The sequence below is a fragment of the Nocardiopsis sp. FR4 genome, assembly GCF_009830945.1.
In the GTDB taxonomy this organism is placed as follows: Bacteria; Actinomycetota; Actinomycetes; order Streptosporangiales; family Streptosporangiaceae; genus Nocardiopsis.
On the sequence record NZ_VWVV01000008.1, the window covers coordinates 147,925 to 167,095 of the forward strand.

A 19,171-nucleotide genomic window follows, 5' to 3' on the forward strand; every position below is an offset into this window, starting at 1 on the left:
CGTTCCCCTCCATTTTTGAACTGACTGGTCAGTGCAAAAGTGTGCTCCCACCGTACTCCGCCGGTCCGCCGGGTCCGGGCGCCGGGGGCTGTGGGGTGCCGCACAGCGCGCGGTGGCCGGAGCCGGGAGGGGGGACGGGCCGACCGGGGTAGGGGAGGGGCCGGATGCGGTTGGATGGGCATCCGGCGCGTCGGACGAACGGGAGGATCAGGGTGTCGGAGATCTCTGAACGGGTCGCACGGGTTCTGGACGACCCCGACAACTGGCCGGACGACCCCAGGGAAGCCGTCGCGCTCCAGCGGCGCCTGGCCGACCGGGTGCGCCAGGAGCCGCTTGACCCGGACGCGGTGCGGCTGGTGGCCGGGCTGGACGTCAGCTACGCCACGGACAACACGGCGCTCTCCGCGGCGGCCGTGGTCATGGACGTGCGGACCCTGGAGGTGGTGGAGACCGCGGCCATCTCCTCCGAGCCGTCCTTCCCCTACATCTCGGGGCTCTTCGGGTTCCGCGAGGCCCCGCCGGTGCTGGAGGCCCTGGGGCGGCTGAAGGTGACCCCCGACGTGTACCTGTGCGACGGCTTCGGGCTGGCGCACCCCCGGCGGTTTGGCGTGGCCTCCCACCTGGGCGTGCTCCTGGACCTGCCGGTGGTGGGCTCGGCCAAGTCGGTGCTCTACGGCAGGCACAGCGTGCCGGGGAACGAGCGGGGGTCCTGGACGCCGATGGTCGCCGGGCGTTCGGAGGTGGTGCCCGACTCCTTCGCGCTCGCGGAGTCGGGGGCCGAGGTGATCGGACGCGTGCTGCGCACCCGCGCGGGCGTCAAGCCGGTCTACGTGTCCGTCGGCCACCGGGTGGACCTGGAGGGCGCCGCCGAGCTGGTGCTGCGGATGTCGCCCAGGTACCGGGTCCCCGAGCCGGTCCGGCACGCGGATCGGCTGTGCGGTGAGCACCGCAAGGCGGTACTCGCCCGGAAGCGGGCCCCGGAGGGCGGCGGCGCGGAGCCCGTGTCCTGAGGTTTCCGGGACGTGCCGGAGCACCGGGCCGCCCCCGTCGGAGGCGGCCCGGGGTCCTACCAGCTGGTGTGGACCGGGCGTCCCTCGTTGTACCCGGCGGCGCTCTGCACGCCCACCACGGCGCGCTCGTGGAACTCCGCCAGCGAGGTCGCGCCCGCGTAGGTCATCGAGCTGCGCACACCGGCGACGATCTGGTCGATCAGGTCCTCCACCCCGGGCCGCTCAGGGTCCAGGTACATGCGGCCGGTGGAGATGCCCTCCTCGAACAGGGCCTTGCGGGCGCGGTCGAAAGGCGAGTCCTCGGCGGTGCGCAGCCGGACCGCGCGGGCCGAGGCCATGCCGAAGCTCTCCTTGTACTGCCTGCCCTCGGCGTCGCGCAGCACGTCCCCGGGTGACTCGTAGGTCCCGGCGAACCAGGAGCCCACCATCACGTTGGACGCGCCGGCCGCCAGGGCCAGGGCCACGTCGCGCGGGTGGCGCACACCGCCGTCGGCCCACACGTGCCCGCCCAGGTCGCGCGCGGCCTCCGCGCACTCCAGGACCGCGGAGAACTGGGGGCGGCCCACGGCGGTCATCATGCGGGTGGTGCACATCGCGCCCGGGCCCACCCCGACCTTGACGATGTCGGCTCCCGCCTCGATCAGGTCCCGGGTGCCCTGGGCCGTGACCACGTTGCCCGCCACGACCGGAACCTCCGGGGACAGCGAGCGCACCTTGGAGATGGCGGTGAGCATCTTCTCCTGGTGGCCGTGCGCGGTGTCGATCACGAGCGTGTCCACACCGGCGGCCAGCAGCTCGGCGGCCTTGCCCGCCACGTCGCCGTTGATCCCGACGGCGGCGGCCACGCGCAGGCGGCCCTCCGCGTCCACGGCGGGCGTGTACAGGGTGGAGCGCAGCGCGCCCGTGCGGGTGAGCACGCCCACCAGGGCGCCCTCGCCGTCCACGACCGGGGCCAGCCGGTGCCGGAAGTCGTGCAGCATCCCGAACGCCTCGCGCGGCTCGGTGTCCGCCGGAATGGTCAGCAGCTCGGTGGACATCACGTCGTGCAGCTGCGCGAAGCGGTCCACGCCCGCGCAGTCGGCCTCGGTGACCACACCGACCGGTCGGCGGTCCCCGTCGACCACGATCACGGCGTTGTGCGCCCGCTTGGGCAGCAGGTTGAGCGCCTCGCCGACGGTGCTGCCCGGGTTGAGCGTGATGGCGGTGTCGTGCACCAGATGGCGCCGCTTGGTCCAGGCGACCACGTCGGCGACCACGTCGATGGGGATGTCCTGCGGGATGACCGCGATGCCGCCGCGCCGGGCGATGGTCTCGGCCATCCTGCGCCCGGCGACCGCCGTCATGTTCGCCACCACCAGCGGGATGGTGGTGCCGGTGCCGTCCGGCGACGAGAGGTCCACGCTCAGCCGGGAGCCCACCGCGCTGCGGCCCGGCACCATGAACACGTCGCTGTAGGTCAGGTCCTGCTGGGGGGCCTGGTCGTTCAGAAAGCGCACTGCCTCATACCTCGGTCGAGACCGAAGGGGGTGGACCATCCGCTGCTCACGCACGCGGCCGCCTGTTGATCCCCCTCTTACTACTCAAGTATGCCGTCAACGATTAGGTCGGACGCCCGCCGATCTGGCATGATGACTCGACCTTCGCCGACACAGCCCTCTCCCTGCCCCTGTCAGCGCCTCGTCGAGCGCCGGGGCCCCTTGTGGGGGAGCGGGCACTCCTGGAGAACCCGCATGTCGCGTTTCACGTTCGCGCAAGTCAAGGAAGAGACCTACAAGGCCAAGGACGCCTGGTGGACGGTCTTCCTGGTGGACCCGCTGGCCGGACGCCTGGTCGTCTGGACCGCGAACCGCACGAGTGTCACCCCCAACCAGCTGACGCTGGGCGCGGGGGTCCTCGGCCTGCTCTCCGCGCTGTGCTTCGCCGCGCCCGCGGTCGTCTCGGGCCAGGGCTGGCCCTGGCTGCTGGCGGGGGCCCTGCTCTTCCACCTCAGCTTCGTGCTGGACTGCATGGACGGCAAGATCGCCCGGCTCAAGGGCACCGGCTCGGTCTTCGGCAGCTGGGTCGACTTCGTCTTCGACCGGATCCGCTTCTTCGGCTGCGTGACGGCCCTGCTGGTGGGCCAGTGGCTGGTGACCGGCAGCGTCGCGTACCTGCTCGTGGCGCCGGTCGTGGTCTTCTTCGACCTGCTGCGCTACCTCAACGGCTCCCAGGTGGCCAAGACCCGCAGGTCCATGAGGCGCACCCTCGCCGATCTGGCCGGGGAGCCCGAGTCCCTGAGCGCCGTCGGCCCGGGTGACGCCGATCCCGAGGACGACGAGATGGCGGACGCCGCCGCCCCCGCCGCCAGTGGTGCCGACCGGGCGGCCGCCGCGGCGCCGAAGGGCTTCTACCCGCGCGTGCGCGACGCACTGCTGCGCCACCGGGTGCGGCCGCACCTGTTCAGCGGCATCGAGTTCGAGATGTTCCTGTGCGTGGTCGCCCCGGCGACCGCGTTGGTCGCCCTCGTCACGCCGCTGGACAGTCTGATCATCCCCGTCGCGGTGTTCTCCGTCCTGGCGCTGGCCTTCTTCGAGTGCGTCCTGGTGCTGCGCCTGTGGAAGGACACCCGCAGGTTCGAGGCGCGCCGTCGCGGCCCGCTGAAGTCCGGGGCGGTCACCGCCGTCGCCGGCGTGTCGGCCGCCGACGCGGCAGCCGGAGCCGGCGGCGGAAGCTGAGCCGCGAACACGGACGCGAGGGGGGGGGGGGGGGGGGGGGCCCCCCCCCCCCCCCCCCCCCCCCCCGCGTCTTCCGCGCTCCTGACAGGGGGACCGGGCAGGTCAGGCCCCCGACCCGCGCCCGGTGCCGCCCGGAACGGCGGATCCGCCGACGCCGGTGCCCGTGGCCCGGGCGTCCCCCGGCGCGCGCCCCTCCTGACGCGGCTCGGAGTCCTCGCGCAGGAACCAGGTGAGCCGCGGTTCCACGGCCCAGCGCAGGGCCCCGCGCGCCCAGGGGGTGCACAGGAGCAGAGTCAGGCCCGTCCCGAAGGCGACCATCCCGGCCAGCCCGAGCGGTCCCGACACGAAGCCGTACCAGGGCGAGGACTGCAGGACGATGATGACCACCGAGTGGCCCAGGTACACGTACAGGCTGTAGGCGCCCAGGTCGGTGAACCACGTCCGCCTCTTCGGGACGAGCGCGAGCACGGCGACGCTCATCGCCAGCGCCAGGCCCAGGAAGGCCAGGCGAAGGCCCAGGCTGGGCAGCAGCGGGTCGATGTCCCGGTCGGTGAGGCTGCTCGTCCAGAAGAGCCAGTCCTTGCTCAGGCGGTCGGAGATGGGCACGGCGAGCACCGCCGTCACCGCGAGGACCGCCGTGGAGGCGACCCGCACCCACAGCCTGTCCAGGTACGCGAAGTGCTCGCGCCGCAGGCTCAGACCCAGGACGAAGAACGGCAGGAAGCTGACGACGCGTCCGATGGAGAGCGTCCCGCCCAGGTCCGCGGTGGCGGCGAACATCGAGATCACCACCGCGACGAGGACGGGCCAGCGCAGCCGCTTCCAGACCGGCACGCTCAGGCGCCACAGGAAGAGGGCGACCAGGAACCACAGGGCGTAGGTCGGCCGGAGCAGTGACGGGGACTCGGGCAGGCTGCCGTCCGCGACGGTGTGGATGGCCTGGTGGATCGTCCAGAAGATCAGGTAGGGCACCGCGAGCGTCAGGACGAGCTTCTCCACGCGTTTGGACGAGCCGTCGAAGGAGCGCGAGAGGTAGCCGCTGATCAGGATGAACGCGGGCATGTGGAAGAAGTAGATCCAGTAGTACAGGGCGCTGGCGGGCCCGTAGTCACCCAGCGGGCCGATCGCGTGGCCGATGACGACCAGTGCGATCAGGATGAACTTGGCGTTGTCCAGGCGGGCGTCGCGGCCGGGGGCCGGGGCCGCCTGCGTCGCGTCCGCGGCCGGGGCGGTCGCGCCTTGCCCCGGTCCCGGACCGTGTGCTGCCGGACTGGTCATGGATGAGGCCACGGGTGGACTCCGAGATCGCTTCGACTGCTGTGTACGTGTGCTTGCCGGCTTCCGGCCGGGTGTGCGGGGCCGGGACAGGCGCGGGAAGACGGTGCCGCGTGGCGCGCGAGGGGGCACCGTGTGGTGACGGACGAGTGAACATGTGCGGCGTTACCTTACTGTGATGTAGCAAGGGATGCCAGTAGTTCTCCCCACTCGGGGCGGAGAAGCGCCGGGAACCCTGCCTGTTCGGCCCGGCCCCGAAAGCCGTGGCCGACACGGCGGGGAGGCCCCCGGCGCGGTTCGGCGGCGGTTCCGGGCCGTGCGTCCCCGTGCTCCCCGCGGAGTTTCGGAGTGGACCCCCGAGGGTGGGAAACGGGTCCGGAACACGGGAGGGGATCCGGGGCACCCGACGCGGGGACCCGGAGTGGGTGGCGTTCCGTGTGCAGACCATAACCCATATGACACGCTGTGGCGCACTGTGGGCGAACCCGCCGGTGTGAGCGCGTGACGGGCGCGCCGATAGGCTGTGCCGTCAGACAGGTGCCCGCTGGGCAGCCCCGACCCAGTCGAGATACGGAATGAAGGCGGTGGAAGCCGTGCCGCACGCGGTGGACCCCAACCGTGCCGCCCAGCACGGGAACGCGGTCATGCGACTCCTTGACGAGATCTTCCCCCTCGTGGAGGGGTTCTACGTCGACCTGCACAAGAACCCCGAGCTCTCCCACGCCGAGCACCGCACCGCCAGCGGAGTGGCCGAATGGCTCACCCGGACCGGTTACGAGGTCCACAAGGGCGTGGGCGGCACCGGGGTCGTCGGCATCCTGCGCAACGGGCCCGGCCCCACGGTGATGCTGCGCGCCGACATGGACGCGCTCCCGCTGGAGGAGAAGACCGGGCTGCCCTACGCCAGCACCGCCCGCGCCGTCGACGCCGACGGCACCGAGGTCCCCGTCATGCACGCGTGCGGGCACGACGCCCACACCGCCTGCCTGGTGGGAGCAGCCGACCTGCTCTCGGAGAGCCGCGAGGAGTGGGCCGGGACGGTCATGGTCGTCGCGCAGCCGGGCGAGGAGAGCCTCGACGGCGCGCAGGCCATGCTGGCGGACGGGCTCTTCGACCGGTTCGGCCGCCCCGACGTCATCCTGGGCCAGCACCTGGGCCCCCAGCCCGCCGGGCTCATCTCCCACCGGGCGGGGGTCATCCTCGGCGCCTCCAGCTCCTACCGCGTGCGCGTCCACGGCGAGGGGGGCCACGCCTCCCAGCCGAACACGACCGTGGACCCGGTGGTCATCGCCGCGAACATCGTCACCCGCCTGCAGAGCGTGGTCTCCCGGGAGGTCAGCCCGAGTGAGATGGCGGTGCTCACCGTCGGCCGGATCCAGGCGGGTACCAAGGCCAACATCATCCCCGACGAGGCCTACCTGGAGATCAACACCCGGGCCCTGAACACCAACGTCTCCGCCCAGCTGGAGGCGGCCATCGAGCGGATCGTGCGCGCCGAGGCCGCGGCCTCGGGAGCCACCCGCGAACCCGAGATCGAGCGCTTCCAGGACGCGGGGGTCACCTTCAACGACCCGCAGAGCACCGCCGACGTCGCCGCCGCGCACCACGCCTACTTCGGTGACGACTACGTCATCCACCTGCCCGACCCCTCTCCGGCGACCGAGGACTTCAGCTACTTCGGGCTGCCCGGCGACCCGCAGCCGATCCCGTACGTGTTCTGGTTCGTCGGAGCCACCCCGCACGACGTCTGGGAGGCCGCGCCGGGCGACACCCCCTACGAGAAGATGGGCAACGTGCCCAGCAACCACTCGCCGTTCTTCTCCCCCGCGCGCGAGCCCACCCTGCGGGCCGGGCTGGCCGCGATCACCGTGGCCGCGCTGTCCTACCTGGGCAGCGACAACCAGCGGACGGGCGCGCCCGCCGGCGGCGCGTACCAGTCCGGTCCGGGTGCTCCGGCGACGGACGCCTCCGGGGCCGGTGCGCCGGGGGCCGACCCCTCCGGACCCGACTTCCCGCGCTCGGACGTCCCGGTTCCCGACCTCCCGCACACGGACCTGCCCGGACCGGACTTCCAGGGACCGGCGCCGGGGGACCGCCCGGCCTCCCCGCCGTCCGACGCGCACGCCGGACCCCAGGCCGGTTCGCCCGCGGACCCCCTCGGCCCGCCGCCGAGCGGTGCACCGGTGTCCGGCTCCCCGGACTTCCCGGGCGCCTCCTCCGGGGGCCCCGAGCGCCGCGAGCACCGTTCCGAGGCCAACGACGCCTATGACAGCGCCTACCTCGCCTCCTCATGGTCCGCGCCCGACGAGGACCGGTCCAGCACCACCCAGGAGGCCGACATGGACGCGGTGATGGAGTCCCAGGACGGGGAGCGGCGCGGCGAGAAGGCGGAGGAGTCCACCCTGTCGGCGGACATGGCCGCGCTGCTGGAGGAGAACGACTTCCCGCAGGGCCCGTCGGGCCCGCCGCAGGGACCGCCCTCGGGTCCGGCCTACGGAGGTCCGCCGCCCCAGGGCAGCGCCCACGACGCGCCGCCGCCCGGGGCCGACGACGAGCGGCCCGACTCCGACTACCGTCTCTGACCGCGGATGGGGGTCCTCCCCTGGCGGTGGGGCGACCGGCTCCTGCGCAGGACGCTGCGCCATCCCCGGGAGATCCCCCTGCTGGTCGCGTGTGTGGGGGTGACGCTGTTCACCGTGGCGGGTGCGGTCAGCCGCGCCTACGCCGGTGACCCCAACGAACCGCTGCTGCTGCTGAGCATCCCCGCGCTCGTGTACTTCGTGCGCGGGCAGCTGTACGCCCGCCAGCGCGTCAACGGCGTGCGCATCACCCCGGCGCAGTTCCCCGAGGCGCACCGGATGGTGGTGGAGGCCGCCCAGGCCTTCAACATGCGGCACGTGCCCGAGGCCTACGTCGTGCTGGGCAACGGCGTGCTCAACGCGTTCGCCTCGGGGCACGGGTTCCGCCGCTACGTGGCCGTCAACAGCGACCTGTTCGAGGTGGGCGGGCGGCTGGCCGACCCGGACGCCCTGCGGTTCGTCATCGGCCACGAGGTCGGCCACATCGCCGCCGGGCACACGTCGTTCTGGCGGCAGTTCGGCGTCTCGGTGGCCAACGTGATCCCCGGAGTGGGCTCCACGCTGGGGCGCGCGCAGGAGTACACGGCCGACAACCACGCCTACAAGTTCTGCCCGGAGGGCGTCCAGGGACTGCGGGTGCTCGCGGCGGGCAAGTACCTGTACAGGTCCGTGGACTTCCACGACATCGCAGCGCGGGCCCGGACCGACACGGGTTTCTTCGTGCTACTGGTCAACCTGCTCTCCAGCCACCCGGTGAACACGTTCCGGTTCGCCGCGCTCGCCGACCGCACCAGGCCCGGACGCGTCCTGTAGCAGGGGACGCGTCCGGGCCCGGACCCCGGGTCCCGCCCGGACCTCCCCGGCCTCAGACCTCCTCGGGCTGGCGGTCGGGCAGCCGCGCGGCCACCTGGGGAGGCAGGGGCTCGTGGCGCAGGTAGGAGCGGGTGAACACCCCCGTGCCGTGGGAGGTCGAGCGCAGTTCCACGGCGTACCGGGTGATCTCCAGCTCGGGCACCTCGGCGCGGACCACCGCGCGGCCGCCGTTGGCGGTCTCGGTGCCCACCACCCGGCCGCGCCGGGCGGACAGGTCGCTCAGCACCGCTCCCAGGTAGGCGTCGTCCACCTCCACGGTCACCTCGTCCACCGGTTCCAGCGTCGACAGCCTCGCGGAGGCCGCCGCGTCCTTCAGGGCCAGGCGGCCCGCCTTCTGGAAGGCCATGTCCGAGGAGTCCACCGAGTGGGCCTTGCCGTCGTACAGCGTCACCCGGATGTCCACCAGCGGGTGGCCCGAGTCCACGCCGTCCGCCATCTGGGCGCGCACGCCCTTCTCCACGGACGGGACGAACTGGCGCGGCACCACCCCGCCGACGATCTCGTCGACGAACTCCAGGCCCGAGCCCGACTCCAGCGGCTCAACCCGGATCCGGCAGACGCCGAACTCGCCGTGTCCGCCGCTCTGCTTGACGTTGCGCCCCATGCCCTGGGCCGGGACGGCGAAGGTCTCCCGCAGCGGCACCCGCACCCGGCCGGTGCGCACCCGCACCCCGTGGCGGTGCTCCAACCGGTCCAGGGCGGCGTCCAGGTGCGCCTCGCCCAGGCTCCACAGGACCATCTGGTGGGTCTCCGGGTTCACCTCCACCCGCAGGGACGGGTCCTCGGCCACCAGGCGGGCCACCGCCTGGGAGAGCCGGTCCTCGTCCCCCGACGACACGGCGGTCAGGGAGACCGGGAGCAGCGGCTGCGGGAAGCGCCAGGGGGCCACGCGCAGGGGGCGGTCCGGTGCGGAGAGGGTGTCCCCGGTCCGGGCGTCGGGCACCTTCGCCACCAGGCACAGGTCACCAGCCACGATCTGGCCCACCGGGCGGCTCTGGCGGCCCAGCGGCACGGACAGCGCGCCCGCGCGCTCGTCGTTGCCGGTGCGGTCCAGGTCGTCGGAGCCGGTCAGGCCGCACGGCACACCGTGCCCGTGCAGGTGGACCTGGGTGTCGGGCCGCAGGGTCCCGGAGAAGACGCGCACCAGGCTCACCCGGCCCACGTAGGGGTCGACGGTGGTGCTCAGCACCTCCGCCGCGAGGGGCCCGTCGGGGTCGCACGACAGTCCCCGGACGGGCTCGCCCCCGGGGGTCTCCACCGGGGGGAAGGGGCGCCGCGTGGGGTCCGGGCACGACAGCGGAAGCTCGCGGAGCAGCTGCCGCACGCCCACGTCGCGGGTGGCGCTGATCGCCAGGACCGGGTGGAAGCCGCCCGCGGCCACGGCCTTCTGCAGGTCGGCGATGAGCAGGTCCGGGTCGAGTTTCCCGCCCTCCATGTACCGCTCCATGAGGGCCTCGTCCTCGCTCTCGGTGATCACCTCCTCGACGAGGGTCTCCCGGAGCGGTCCGGCGGCCGCGCGCAGCCGGTCGGGCGGCTCGGCGGGCTCGCCGTAGTAGCGCTCGGAGACCAGGCCCCACACGCCCACCACGCGGCGGTCGTCCCCCGTCCCCTCCACGGCGGGGACGTAGGCGGGGTGCACGCCGCCGCCGAAGGCCTCCTGGCACTGGGCGACCACCTCGTCGTAGTCGGCGCGCGGATGGTCGATCTTGGTGATCGCCACCGCGCGGGGCATCCCCACGGCGGCGCACTCCTCCCACAGGACGCGGGTGCGCCCGTCCACGCCGTCCAGGGCGGAGATGACGAACAGGGCGGCGTCGGCGCCGCGCAGTCCGGCGCGCATGGCCCCGATGAAGTCGGCGTACCCCGGGGTGTCGAGCAGGTTGACCTTCACGTCGCCGACCATGACGGGGTTGACGGACAGGTGGACCGAGCGCTTCTGGCGGATCTCCACCTCGTCGTGGTCGCTGACGGTGGTGCCCTCCTCCACGCTGCCGGGGCGGCTGATCTCCCCGGCGGCGTGGAGGAGGGCCTCGACCAGGCTGGTCTTGCCGGATCCGGACGGACCGACCAGGGCGATGTTGCGGATGTTCTGGGGCCTGTCGGCCCTGGGTACGTCTGCCATTGCTGCCCACCCCCCGTGGTTGTGATCTGTGTCACTTCTACCGTCGCCCGCGGCGGCCCGCACGGCAAGAGCTGAACCGAAATCTGGCATGTGCACTATGACTCTTTTTGGACCTCTACTATTGCCCCGTGCCATGGTCGGATTCCCTCCCTCAGTTCAGCCTCGCCGGAACCGTTCTGACGGTCCTGCTGCTCGTCTTCGCGGCGGTCGGTGAGCCCCTCCTCGGCAGGAGGGCGTTTCGGTGGCTCTCCCGCAGACGTGACGACGATCCCCGCGCCCTCACGCGCGTGCACACCGTCACCATCGGTATCCACGCCCTGTGGGGCCTGGCGGTGGTCGGCGTCCTCCTGCTGTCGCCGGGGCTGTCCGCAGGCGACCTCGGGCTGCGCCCGCCGCACGCGTGGGGCCCGATCGCGGCCGGGGCCGTCGGCGGCCTGCTGGCCCTGGGGGTGCTGTGGGTCCTGGTCAACGGACTGCCGCGGGGCGGTCGCGGCAGGCGCGGACGGCGCCCCGCGCCCGCGCCGCTCACCCTGCCCGAACCCGAGCGCCAGCGCGGACTGCTCGTGCCCTACGGCACTGCCGAGCGGGCGTTCGCCGCGGGGGCGGCCGTCACCGGGGGCGTGTTCGGCGAGCTGCTCTACCGGGGGCTGTTCATCGTCCTGGTCGCGAGCATGGGCGTCCCGCTGTGGGTCGCCGCGGTGCTGTCGGTGGTGCTGTTCTCCGTCGCGCACCTGTACCAGGGGTGGTGGGGGCTGGTCAGCGCCGGCGCCTCGGGCACCCTGTTCACCGTCCTCTATCTGGGCACCGGGAGTGTCTGGGTGCCGGTCCTGGTCCACGTGGCGCTCAACCTGCGCTCGCTGGTCTTCCCGCCCCGGTCCGTCCGCGAGGCCTGGTACGACGACGACTACGACGACGACTACGACGACGAGTCCCCGGAGGCCCCCGCGGAGGACGCGTACGAGGAGCCTCCCGCGCGGGACGGGTACGCGACACCCCCCGGCGGCTACGCGCCGCCTACCGCGCACGGCTCCCATACCGCTCCCCCCGCCTACGACCCCCGCGCCATGCCGCCCCGGTACGACCCCCCGGGACCGGACGCCTGGCGCTGATCGGGCACGATGGTTGGGTGTCCGACGCCATTGACCACCCGCTGCCCCAACAGAACCGCCACTGGCTGACCACCGCCGACGGGGTCGATATCGACGCCGTGCTCCTGCGCGGCCCCCGGCCGCGCACCACGGCCGTGGTCCTGGCCAACGGGTTCACCGGTACCTACCGCAACCCGAACACCCGGGCCGTCGCCGAGGTCCTGTCCTCGGTCGGCGACGTGATGACCTTCGACTTCCGCGGCCACCACGGTTCCGGCGGGCTCAGCACCGTCGGGAACGCGGAGATCCACGACCTGGAGGCGGTCGTGGCCCGGCTTCGGGAGCTGGGGTACGACTCCGTCTCCGTCGTCGGCTTCTCCATGGGCGCCGCCGTCGCGATCCGGCACGCCGCCATCTACGGCGGCGTGGACGCGGTGGTCTCCGTCAGCGGGCCCAGCCGCTGGTACTACCGGGGCACGCGCCGTATGCGCCTCCTTCACCTGGGGGTCGAGGGCAGCGCGGGCCGCTTCTTCCTGCGCAGGTTCCGCGGGGTGCGGGTCACCGACCGGAGGTGGGACCCCAGGCCGGCGGAGCCCCGCGAGGTGGCCGGGGAGATCTCCCCGGCACCCCTGCTGGTCGTGCACGGGGACGCCGACGCCTACTTCCCGGTCTCCCACGCCACGGCGATCCACGACGCCGCCCGCGAGCCCCGCGAACTGTGGATCATTCCCGGAATGGGGCACGCCGAGCGCGCGGTCACCCCGGAACTGGCCGCCCGCATCCGGGACTGGCTCGCCACGTCCGTTAGAAAGGAAGGATGACCCCACCTCTTCCTGGGTTGCGCGGTACGGGCTTCGCCCTGCTCATCGCGGCCACGGCGATCGGCCTGTGCGGCTTCGCCGCAGTCCTCCCCCTCGTGCCGCTGTGGGCCACCCGGGGCGGAGCGGGCGAGTTCGGCGCCGGGAGCACCACCGCGGTGTTCATGCTCACCACCGTGCTGACCCAGTTGGCCATGCCCTGGCTCCTGGAGCGGGGCGGCTACCGGTGGGCCTTCCCGGTCGGCTCGCTCGTCATGGGGCTGCCCACACCGCTGTTCGCCCTCACCGCCGAGCTGGGGCCGCTCGTGGCGGTCTCGGCGGTGCGCGGCGTCGGCTTCGGCATGGTCAGCGTCGCCGGAACCGTGCTCGCCGCACGGCTGGTGCCGCGCCACCAGGTCGGCCGGGCCACGGGCTACTACGGCCTGGCCGTCGGCCTGCCCCAGGTGCTGATCCTGCCGGGCGGGGTGGCGCTGGCGCTCAGCGTCGGCTTCCCGACCGCGTTCTGGATCACCGGACTGTGCTCGGTGCTGGGCGCCGTGCTGGCCGGAGGCATCTGGTTCGCCGACGGCGGCCGCAACCGCGCCGCGCTGCGGGGCGGGGGCCGGGCGTCCGCGTCGGGAGCGTCCGCGGGCTCGCTGACGGCACCGCTGGTGCTCATGCTGGTGACCGCCGCCTCGGCCAGCGCGGTCATCACCTTCGTGGCCATCCCCCTGGAGGGGACGCCGTGGCTGGTGGGCGGCACGCTGGCCGCCTACGCGCTGGCGGTCGTGGCGGGCCGCTGGAGTGCGGGGGTGCTGCACGACCGGCACCGGCGCACCCTGCTCCTGGTACCGGGCATGGCCGTCGCGGCCCTGGGCATGGCCCTGGTGACCGCCGGGCTGTGGGCGGTGGCGCCGCTGGTCCTGCTCGGCGCGGCCCTGTTCGGCCTCGGGTTCGGCGCGGTCCAGAACGAGACCGTCACCCTCATGCTCAACCGCGCCGGTCCGTCCGGGTACGGGCGGGCCAGCGCGGTGTGGAACATCGGCTACGACGGCGGCGCGGGCGCCGGGGCGGTGGCGCTGGGCTCGCTGATCCAGCTGCTCGGCTACGGTCCGGCCTTCGCCCTGACGGCCGCGGCCCTGCTGGGCGCCCTGCCGCTGGCGCGCACCCGCCGGTAGCGACGGGCCCGCGCCGGGCCGCGGCGCGGGCCCCGGGGACACGGCTCAGTACGACGAGATGTGCACGTGGTCGTAGTGGTTCTGGGTGTTGTCGCCCCGGTCCTCCATCCACTTCCACTGACGGTTGGCGGAGTGCCATATCTGCTGTTCCCAGATGATGTACTTGATGCCCAGGCGGTCGGCGTTGTTGATCCCGTACTGGGCGATCTGCGTGCCCAGGGCCCGGTTCTGCGACGAGGGCAGGGCGCCGCCGGAGCTCATCATGAAGTCGCAGGCGTTGCCCGAGCCGTGGTCGTCGGCGCTGTTGCGCAGGCAGCCCACCGGGTAGGGGGCGCCGAAGTTCATCACGATCTCGTCGCGGATGGCGGCCATGCGCGGGCTGGCCCCGTCCCAGCCCCAGCCCCGGGCACTGGCGGGGATGGTGCCGTTGCCCGAGCCGCCGCCGGTGCCGGCCCCGGCCGGGGGGTCGGGGACCTGCTGCTCCTCGTACTCCCTGATCTTCTCCTCGACGCTCTCGCGCTCGTCCTCCAGCTCCTCGATGAGCTCCTCGGCCTCCTGCATCTCGGCCTGGAGCTCCTCGGCGATCTCGGCGGCCTCGTCGCGGGTGTCGACGAGCTCGGCGATCTGCTCGGACTGGCTCTGCCCCAGGTAGCTCAGGACCGCGGCGTCGGTGAACATGTCCTCCGGGTGGGAGGAGAAGATCACCTCGAAGGCGGGGTCGAGGGCCCCGCCGCTCTTGTACTGGGTGGCGGCGATGGTGGAGACCCCGTCGCGGGAGGCGTCCAGGCGCTCCTCCACCTCCTCCAGGTCCCGCTCGGCCTTCTCCACGCGCTCCTTGATCTCGGTGAACTGGAGGAGCTCGCCGTCATAGGCCTCCTCCAGCTCCTCCGCGCGCTGGGTGAGTTCGTCGATGTCCACCTCGTCGTCGCCCGGTTCGGCGCGTGCCGCCCCGGGGAGCGCGACCAGGAAGGCCGTGGCCAGGGCCGACAGGGACAGAGCGGCGCGCCTGCCGCGCATGAGGGAGGGAGGAGTGGATGTCATGTCTTCTCCGAGGACGGTCCGAAGCCCATCCGGTTGGCCGTGGGGCGGGGGGTGCCACAGCGGAGGGAGGTACTCAGCAGACCATACGAGATCTTGGCGTTACATGCCTAGTGCGTTACTTGGGAGAGTGCGCGGGGATGTGTCCGAAGATACCCGGAGCAGACGACCGGACGGACCCGGTCTCAGCCCGTGCCGCCGAAGGCGCTGGGCAGTCGGGGGCCGACGGGCGCCGGTGCCTCGGCGGGCATGAACCAGTCCGAGCGGCGGATGTCGCGCAGGGCCCGCTTGCGGGTCTCGGGCTCCAGACGGTCGACGTAGACGACGCCGTCCAGGTGGTCGGTCTCGTGCTGCAGGCAGCGCGCCATGAGGCCGCTCCCCTCCAGGGTGACCGGTTCGTTGCGCAGGTCGACCCCGGTGACCACGGCGTGCTCGGCGCGGGTGGTGGGGTACCACAGCCCGGGCACCGACAGGCAGCCCTCGTCGCCCTCCTGCGTCCGCTCCGAGAGTTCGGCGATCTCGGGGTTGATGACGTAGCCGATCCGGCCCTCGACGTTGTAGCTGAACACGCGCAGGCCGACCCCGATCTGGTTGGCGGCCAGTCCGGCCCGCCCGGGGGCGTCGACCGTCTCCAGAAGGTCCCGGACCAGTGCCTCGGTGTGCTGGTCGAACTTGGTGACGGGGGTGGTCGGCGCGGCGAGGACGGGGGCGCCGAAACGGACGATAGGGCGCATGGTCATGCGTTCCAGGTTATCCGCGGCGCCGGGTCAGCGGGCCGCCGGGCCGGGACGCAGGGTCAGCAGGCCGCCAGGCCGGGGCGCAGGGACTCGTCCAGCACCATCTCGATGTAGTCCAGGGCCGCCCGCCGCCGGGCCGGGACGCAGGGTCAGCAGGCCGCCAGGCCGGGGCGCAGGGACTCGTCCAGCACCATCTCGATGTAGTCCAGGGCCGCCCGCCGCCGGGCCAGGGCGCTCTCGTACAGGGAGGGCGCGTCGGCGCTGCGGCGCACGCGCAGGCACTCGTTGACGATGCGCTGCCAGCGCGCGGGGAAGGCGTGCAGGGCGTAGGCGCCCGCGCCGGACTTGGACGTGATCTCCCCCGTCCGCAGGGTGAAGTGCAGCCGGCTCACGCTCAGGACACTCCAGGAGGGGGCCAGGGAGCCCAGTACGGCCAGACCGCGCGGGGTGACCAGGCGGCCGGCCTTCTCGCGCCAGCGCCGCCACTGCTCGTCCAGGGAGCCCAGGGACCAGGCGCGCAGGCTCTCGGGCTCGTCCCACACGTCGAGTTCGAGCGGGTGCGGGCCGCGCACGGCGACGCCGTGCTCGGCGAGGATGTGCCAGGTGGCCGGGTTGACGTCGGCGCTGGCGCGGTTGCGGAACCGTCCGCTGGTGACCGAGGCCACGGATCCGCAGGCGGCCGGGTCGCGGGTGAGATCGTCCCAGGTCACGTGGATGCCGTTGAACTGGGGGCGGGGGACGTCGGCGCGGGTGCGCGCGTGCGCGCGGCGCAGGGGCTCCAGTTCGCCCGGCCCGGGTCTGCGGCCGGTCACGATGACGAAGTCGACGTCGCTCGTGTGGGGGCGGAAGTCGCCGAGGGCGACCGAACCGGTCAGATAGAGGCCCTCGACCAGTCCGGGCGCCTCCTCGTCCGCGTGCGCGAGAAAGGTCTGCGCCAGCGTCTGCACCCGAGGGTGGACGGCCATGCTCACTCCAGTCTGGATGGTCCGGTGCTGATCGTGGGGCGTGGCCCGTGCCGGGCCGCCCGAGCGCGCCCGCGGCTCCGGGGCCTGCGATGACGTGCTCATCAGTACCCAGTGTGGGTGGACTGGTGTGCCATGGCAAGTGATCGCACCGGACTCTCATCCTGTCTCCCCGCGACCGGTGGTGTGCGGCTATGAGGCGAAAGGGGGGCGCACGCCCTTGACAGGAGTCCAGCGTGTGTGGGAGGGGCTCCGGTCCGGCGGGGCCGCGAAGGCGGGGAAACGGATCGCCGGGGCGGAGCGGGAAATCCGTGTCGTATCTGGCAGGACTCCCGCCGCACATTCGCGCGCACGTGCATCCGCCTCGGGCAAATGCATGGGAAAACTTTTGTTGGGTATTTGTCTAGAGAGGGAGCGCGGGCGAAACCGTCGATTTGTCCGTATGGCAATCCCGGATGTGGCGTCCGCCATGCCGCGGGGGCGAGTATGGGCGGAGTGGGGAAGGGGGCGTGACGTCGGGGCAGGTGGAAGCGATCCCGCCTCTTCCAGGCCAAGAATAGCCCTCGCCCTGAGGCGCAGGACACCCTCTGGAGAAGTGGACACGCCGGAGTTTTTCGGCGATCGTTATGATTCACCGGACCTTCCGGTGGTGATAACCACCACAGCCATTGTCCGCTGTTTTCCTCCATGTAACACGACAGCACCCCCGTGAAACTGTCCCCCTTTACGCTCTGCGGGCAACGGCAGTTCTCGCAAGCGAAGTACGAAGGAGCCGTGCATGGTCCCCACGATGGTCCTTGTGGCCGACGACTCGCGTGACGCCCAGCGGAGGGAGGCCCTGTGCGGCCTGGCCGAGGCGGTGGCCAGCAGGGGAGAGGTGCCGGTGGCCCCGGCCTTCGGCAGCCCCGCGGACGTCACCGCCGCGATCCGCTCGGTCGGCGGTCCCAAGGTGGTCGTCCCCGCCTTCGTCGCGGGCGGCGACGTCGCCAGCGCCCAACTGCTCTCCAGGATCGGCCTCGGCGACCTGGAGAACTCCTGCCACACCGAGCCCCTGGGCGCGGTCCCGTCGATCGTCGCCGACCTCGCCACCCGGCTCACCGACGCGGGCTGGAAGCCCTCCGACGGCGTCGTCCTGGCCGCCGACGGCACCACCGCCACCGGTGAGCGCCAGGCCGTCACGGACGTGGCGCGGATGCTCAGCCGCCGACTCGGCTCTCCGGTCCAGGTCGGCTACCTGCGTACCTGGGCCCCGTCGGTGTTCGACGCCGTCGACCGGCTGCGACGCCACGGCCACGACAAGGTCGCCGTCGCCGCCTGGCGGCTCGTCGACGGCCCTGACTTCGAGCTGCTGCGCGGGCTGGACGTCACCGCCATCACCGCGCCCCTGTGGCCCTCGGACCTGGTCGTGGACACGCTCCTCGCCCAGCACCGGGCCGTCAAGGGGCGGCTGGCCTGAGGCCGGGGGCTCGACAGGTGAGCACCGGGAGTGACACTATCGTGTCCACGGGTGAGGGAGGGGCCGCTGGGCAGCCGCTTCCCGTTACCGCGAGCGCGAGGATGGGTATGGGCTCCAGGGGCGGGAACTCCCCGCACCCACACACGCGGTACCCGTCCCGCGCCGCGGTCCGAGCGGCGCGGAGCGGTCCGGGCGCGACCCCTCCGTCGGCTCTCACACTCCCCACGTCGGCGCGGAGGCCTCCCCGCGACCGTCCGGGCCACAGCAGCGCTCGCGCAGCGCGGACCACCTGGTCCGTCGACCCGCGGAGGGGCTTCGGGCATCGACGTGAGCGACCTAAGGTGGATGTATGAAAGACGTCACAGCGCAGTTCGTCGATGATCGGCAGCGTCGGCGTCTGGAACGGCGCTTCGGCAGCCACGTCGGTGACTGGCTGACCGAACTGCCGGGAATCGTTGAGAAACTCGCCTCGGAGTGGGAGCTCACCGTCGAGGGACCGGCGCCGCACGGCCGGACCTCCGTCGTCATCTGCGTCCTGCGCCCCGACGGCACCCGCGGCGTGCTCAAGCTCTCCCCGGACAGCGGCCTGGCCGTGTCCGAGGCCCGGCTGCTGCGGATGTGGGAGGCCTCGGGCCGGGTGCCCCGGGTGTGGGAGGTGGACGGCCGGCGGGGAGCCATCCTCATGGAGTGGGTCGGGGGCCCGACCGTCGTCTCCACGGGGGTGGTTCCGCCGATGGAGACCGTCGGCGAGCTCATCGACCAGCTCCACTCCGTCGAGGTGCCCCGTCAGGAACTGCTCGAACTGCGCCCCCTGACCTCACGGGTACAGTTCATCTTCGACCTGTGGAACCGCGAGCGCGCCGAGGGCCCGGCCGCCGACGTGGTCCCCGCCTCCGCCATGCACCAGGGGTTCTGCCGGGCCCGCGACCTGGCCAACGGGACCGTCGACGTCGTACCCGTGCACGGCGACCTGCACCCGGGCAACGTGATCGACGGCGGGGAGCGCGGCCTGGTCGCCGTCGACCCGCGGGCCTGCCTGGGCGACGGCGCGGTCGACGCGGTGGACTGGGCCCTGTGGAAGTCCACCAGCCTGACCGAGGTGGTCCACCGGGTGGACGCCCTCTCCCAGTGCCTGGGGGTGGACGGCGACCGGTTGATGGCCTGGGTGCGCGCCTTCGCGCCCTGCCTGGCGGTGGCCAAGGCCAACCGGGGCCACGTGGGCACCGACGAGTTCGACATGCTCATGGAGCTGTCCGAGGGCCTGGCCTTCGCGACCTGACCCGGGCCGCTCCCGGAGCCGGGGCGGTGCGGAGGCGCCCGCGGCGGCAGACGCGCCGCCGCG

15 protein-coding genes are annotated in these 19,171 nt (G+C 72.8%); 9 read left to right on the top strand and 6 right to left on the bottom strand.

Annotated features, from left to right (window positions below; translation table 11 throughout):
* Positions 1-212: 212 nt before the first annotated feature.
* The gene (locus FYW95_RS10025; RefSeq protein WP_159943143.1) at positions 213-1,010 is read left to right on the top strand and encodes an endonuclease V; all 798 of its coding nucleotides are present in this window, start codon (positions 213-215) and stop codon (positions 1,008-1,010) included.
* Between the two features lie 56 nt (positions 1,011-1,066).
* On the opposite strand, the gene FYW95_RS10030 is transcribed toward FYW95_RS10025, so the two are convergent.
* A complete protein-coding gene (locus FYW95_RS10030) occupies positions 1,067-2,506 on the bottom strand; it encodes a GuaB1 family IMP dehydrogenase-related protein (RefSeq protein ID WP_159943142.1) in 1,440 nt (479 codons plus the stop codon).
* A 234-nt stretch (positions 2,507-2,740) separates the two neighbouring features.
* On the opposite strand from FYW95_RS10030, the gene FYW95_RS10035 reads away from it, so the two are divergent.
* Entirely contained in the window at positions 2,741-3,724 is a 984-nt protein-coding gene (locus FYW95_RS10035; RefSeq protein WP_159943141.1) for a CDP-alcohol phosphatidyltransferase family protein, read from the top strand.
* A gap of 102 nt (positions 3,725-3,826) precedes the next feature.
* On the opposite strand, the gene FYW95_RS10040 is transcribed toward FYW95_RS10035, so the two are convergent.
* Entirely contained in the window at positions 3,827-5,002 is a 1,176-nt protein-coding gene (locus FYW95_RS10040) for an acyltransferase family protein (RefSeq protein WP_160050290.1), read from the bottom strand.
* A gap of 581 nt (positions 5,003-5,583) precedes the next feature.
* On the opposite strand from FYW95_RS10040, the gene FYW95_RS10045 reads away from it, so the two are divergent.
* Both FYW95_RS10045 and FYW95_RS10050 read left to right on the top strand, forming a co-directional pair.
* On the top strand, positions 5,584-7,581 hold the full coding sequence (locus FYW95_RS10045) for an amidohydrolase (RefSeq protein ID WP_159943179.1): 1,998 nt from the start codon (positions 5,584-5,586) through the stop codon (positions 7,579-7,581).
* Between the two features lie 6 nt (positions 7,582-7,587).
* Positions 7,588-8,391 (top strand): M48 family metallopeptidase, encoded by an 804-nt coding sequence (locus tag FYW95_RS10050; protein ID WP_201294794.1) that lies wholly within the window; start codon positions 7,588-7,590, stop codon positions 8,389-8,391.
* Positions 8,392-8,443: 52 nt separating this feature from the next.
* On the opposite strand, the gene FYW95_RS10055 is transcribed toward FYW95_RS10050, so the two are convergent.
* Positions 8,444-10,573, bottom strand: a complete 2,130-nt coding sequence (locus FYW95_RS10055) for an elongation factor G-like protein EF-G2 (RefSeq protein WP_159943140.1) — start codon at positions 10,571-10,573, stop codon at positions 8,444-8,446.
* 128 nt (positions 10,574-10,701) lie between these two features.
* Between FYW95_RS10055 and FYW95_RS10060 the strand changes: the two genes are divergently transcribed.
* Genes FYW95_RS10060 through FYW95_RS10070 form a run of 3 tightly spaced genes read left to right on the top strand, consistent with a single transcriptional unit; the run spans position 10,702 to position 13,636 of the window.
* Positions 10,702-11,682 (top strand): CPBP family intramembrane glutamic endopeptidase, encoded by a 981-nt coding sequence (locus FYW95_RS10060; RefSeq protein WP_236567839.1) that lies wholly within the window; start codon positions 10,702-10,704, stop codon positions 11,680-11,682.
* Between the two features lie 17 nt (positions 11,683-11,699).
* The gene (locus FYW95_RS10065; protein ID WP_159943139.1) at positions 11,700-12,482 is read left to right on the top strand and encodes an alpha/beta hydrolase; all 783 of its coding nucleotides are present in this window, start codon (positions 11,700-11,702) and stop codon (positions 12,480-12,482) included.
* Positions 12,479-13,636 (top strand): MFS transporter, encoded by a 1,158-nt coding sequence (locus FYW95_RS10070; RefSeq protein ID WP_159943138.1) that lies wholly within the window; start codon positions 12,479-12,481, stop codon positions 13,634-13,636. The genes FYW95_RS10065 and FYW95_RS10070 overlap by 4 nt, the downstream gene beginning before the upstream one ends.
* 45 nt (positions 13,637-13,681) lie before the next feature.
* Here FYW95_RS10070 and FYW95_RS10075 read toward each other — a convergent pair whose 3' ends face one another.
* The 3 genes from FYW95_RS10075 to FYW95_RS10085 form a co-directional block, all read right to left on the bottom strand.
* A complete protein-coding gene (locus tag FYW95_RS10075) occupies positions 13,682-14,677 on the bottom strand; it encodes a coiled-coil domain-containing protein (RefSeq protein WP_159943137.1) in 996 nt (331 codons plus the stop codon).
* A 182-nt stretch (positions 14,678-14,859) separates the two neighbouring features.
* The gene (def, locus tag FYW95_RS10080; protein ID WP_159943136.1) at positions 14,860-15,414 is read right to left on the bottom strand and encodes a peptide deformylase; all 555 of its coding nucleotides are present in this window, start codon (positions 15,412-15,414) and stop codon (positions 14,860-14,862) included.
* A gap of 146 nt (positions 15,415-15,560) precedes the next feature.
* Positions 15,561-16,376 (bottom strand): nucleotidyltransferase domain-containing protein, encoded by an 816-nt coding sequence (locus tag FYW95_RS10085; protein ID WP_159943135.1) that lies wholly within the window; start codon positions 16,374-16,376, stop codon positions 15,561-15,563.
* 775 nt (positions 16,377-17,151) lie between these two features.
* On the opposite strand from FYW95_RS10085, the gene FYW95_RS10090 reads away from it, so the two are divergent.
* Both FYW95_RS10090 and FYW95_RS10095 read left to right on the top strand, forming a co-directional pair.
* The gene (locus FYW95_RS10090) at positions 17,152-17,829 is read left to right on the top strand and encodes a sirohydrochlorin chelatase (RefSeq protein WP_159943134.1); all 678 of its coding nucleotides are present in this window, start codon (positions 17,152-17,154) and stop codon (positions 17,827-17,829) included.
* 349 nt (positions 17,830-18,178) lie between these two features.
* On the top strand, positions 18,179-19,108 hold the full coding sequence (locus FYW95_RS10095) for an aminoglycoside phosphotransferase family protein (protein ID WP_159943133.1): 930 nt from the start codon (positions 18,179-18,181) through the stop codon (positions 19,106-19,108).
* Positions 19,109-19,171: the final 63 nt, after the last annotated feature.

Excerpts from the sequence above, each read along its gene's own strand:
- FYW95_RS10070 (WP_159943138.1), top strand. The coding sequence starts at position 12,479 with ATGACCCCACCTCTTCCTGGGTTGCGCGGTACGGGCTTCGCCCTGCTC.
- FYW95_RS10090 (WP_159943134.1), top strand. The coding sequence starts at position 17,152 with ATGGTCCCCACGATGGTCCTTGTGGCCGACGACTCGCGTGACGCCCAG.
- def (WP_159943136.1), bottom strand. The coding sequence starts at position 15,414 with ATGACCATGCGCCCTATCGTCCGTTTCGGCGCCCCCGTCCTCGCCGCG.
- FYW95_RS10085 (WP_159943135.1), bottom strand. The coding sequence starts at position 16,376 with ATGGCCGTCCACCCTCGGGTGCAGACGCTGGCGCAGACCTTTCTCGCG.
- FYW95_RS10035 (WP_159943141.1), top strand. The coding sequence starts at position 2,741 with ATGTCGCGTTTCACGTTCGCGCAAGTCAAGGAAGAGACCTACAAGGCC.
- FYW95_RS10050 (WP_201294794.1), top strand. The coding sequence starts at position 7,588 with ATGGGGGTCCTCCCCTGGCGGTGGGGCGACCGGCTCCTGCGCAGGACG.
- FYW95_RS10040 (WP_160050290.1), bottom strand. The coding sequence starts at position 5,002 with ATGACCAGTCCGGCAGCACACGGTCCGGGACCGGGGCAAGGCGCGACC.
- FYW95_RS10095 (WP_159943133.1), top strand. The coding sequence starts at position 18,179 with ATGAAAGACGTCACAGCGCAGTTCGTCGATGATCGGCAGCGTCGGCGT.
- FYW95_RS10055 (WP_159943140.1), bottom strand. The coding sequence starts at position 10,573 with ATGGCAGACGTACCCAGGGCCGACAGGCCCCAGAACATCCGCAACATC.
- FYW95_RS10075 (WP_159943137.1), bottom strand. The coding sequence starts at position 14,677 with ATGACATCCACTCCTCCCTCCCTCATGCGCGGCAGGCGCGCCGCTCTG.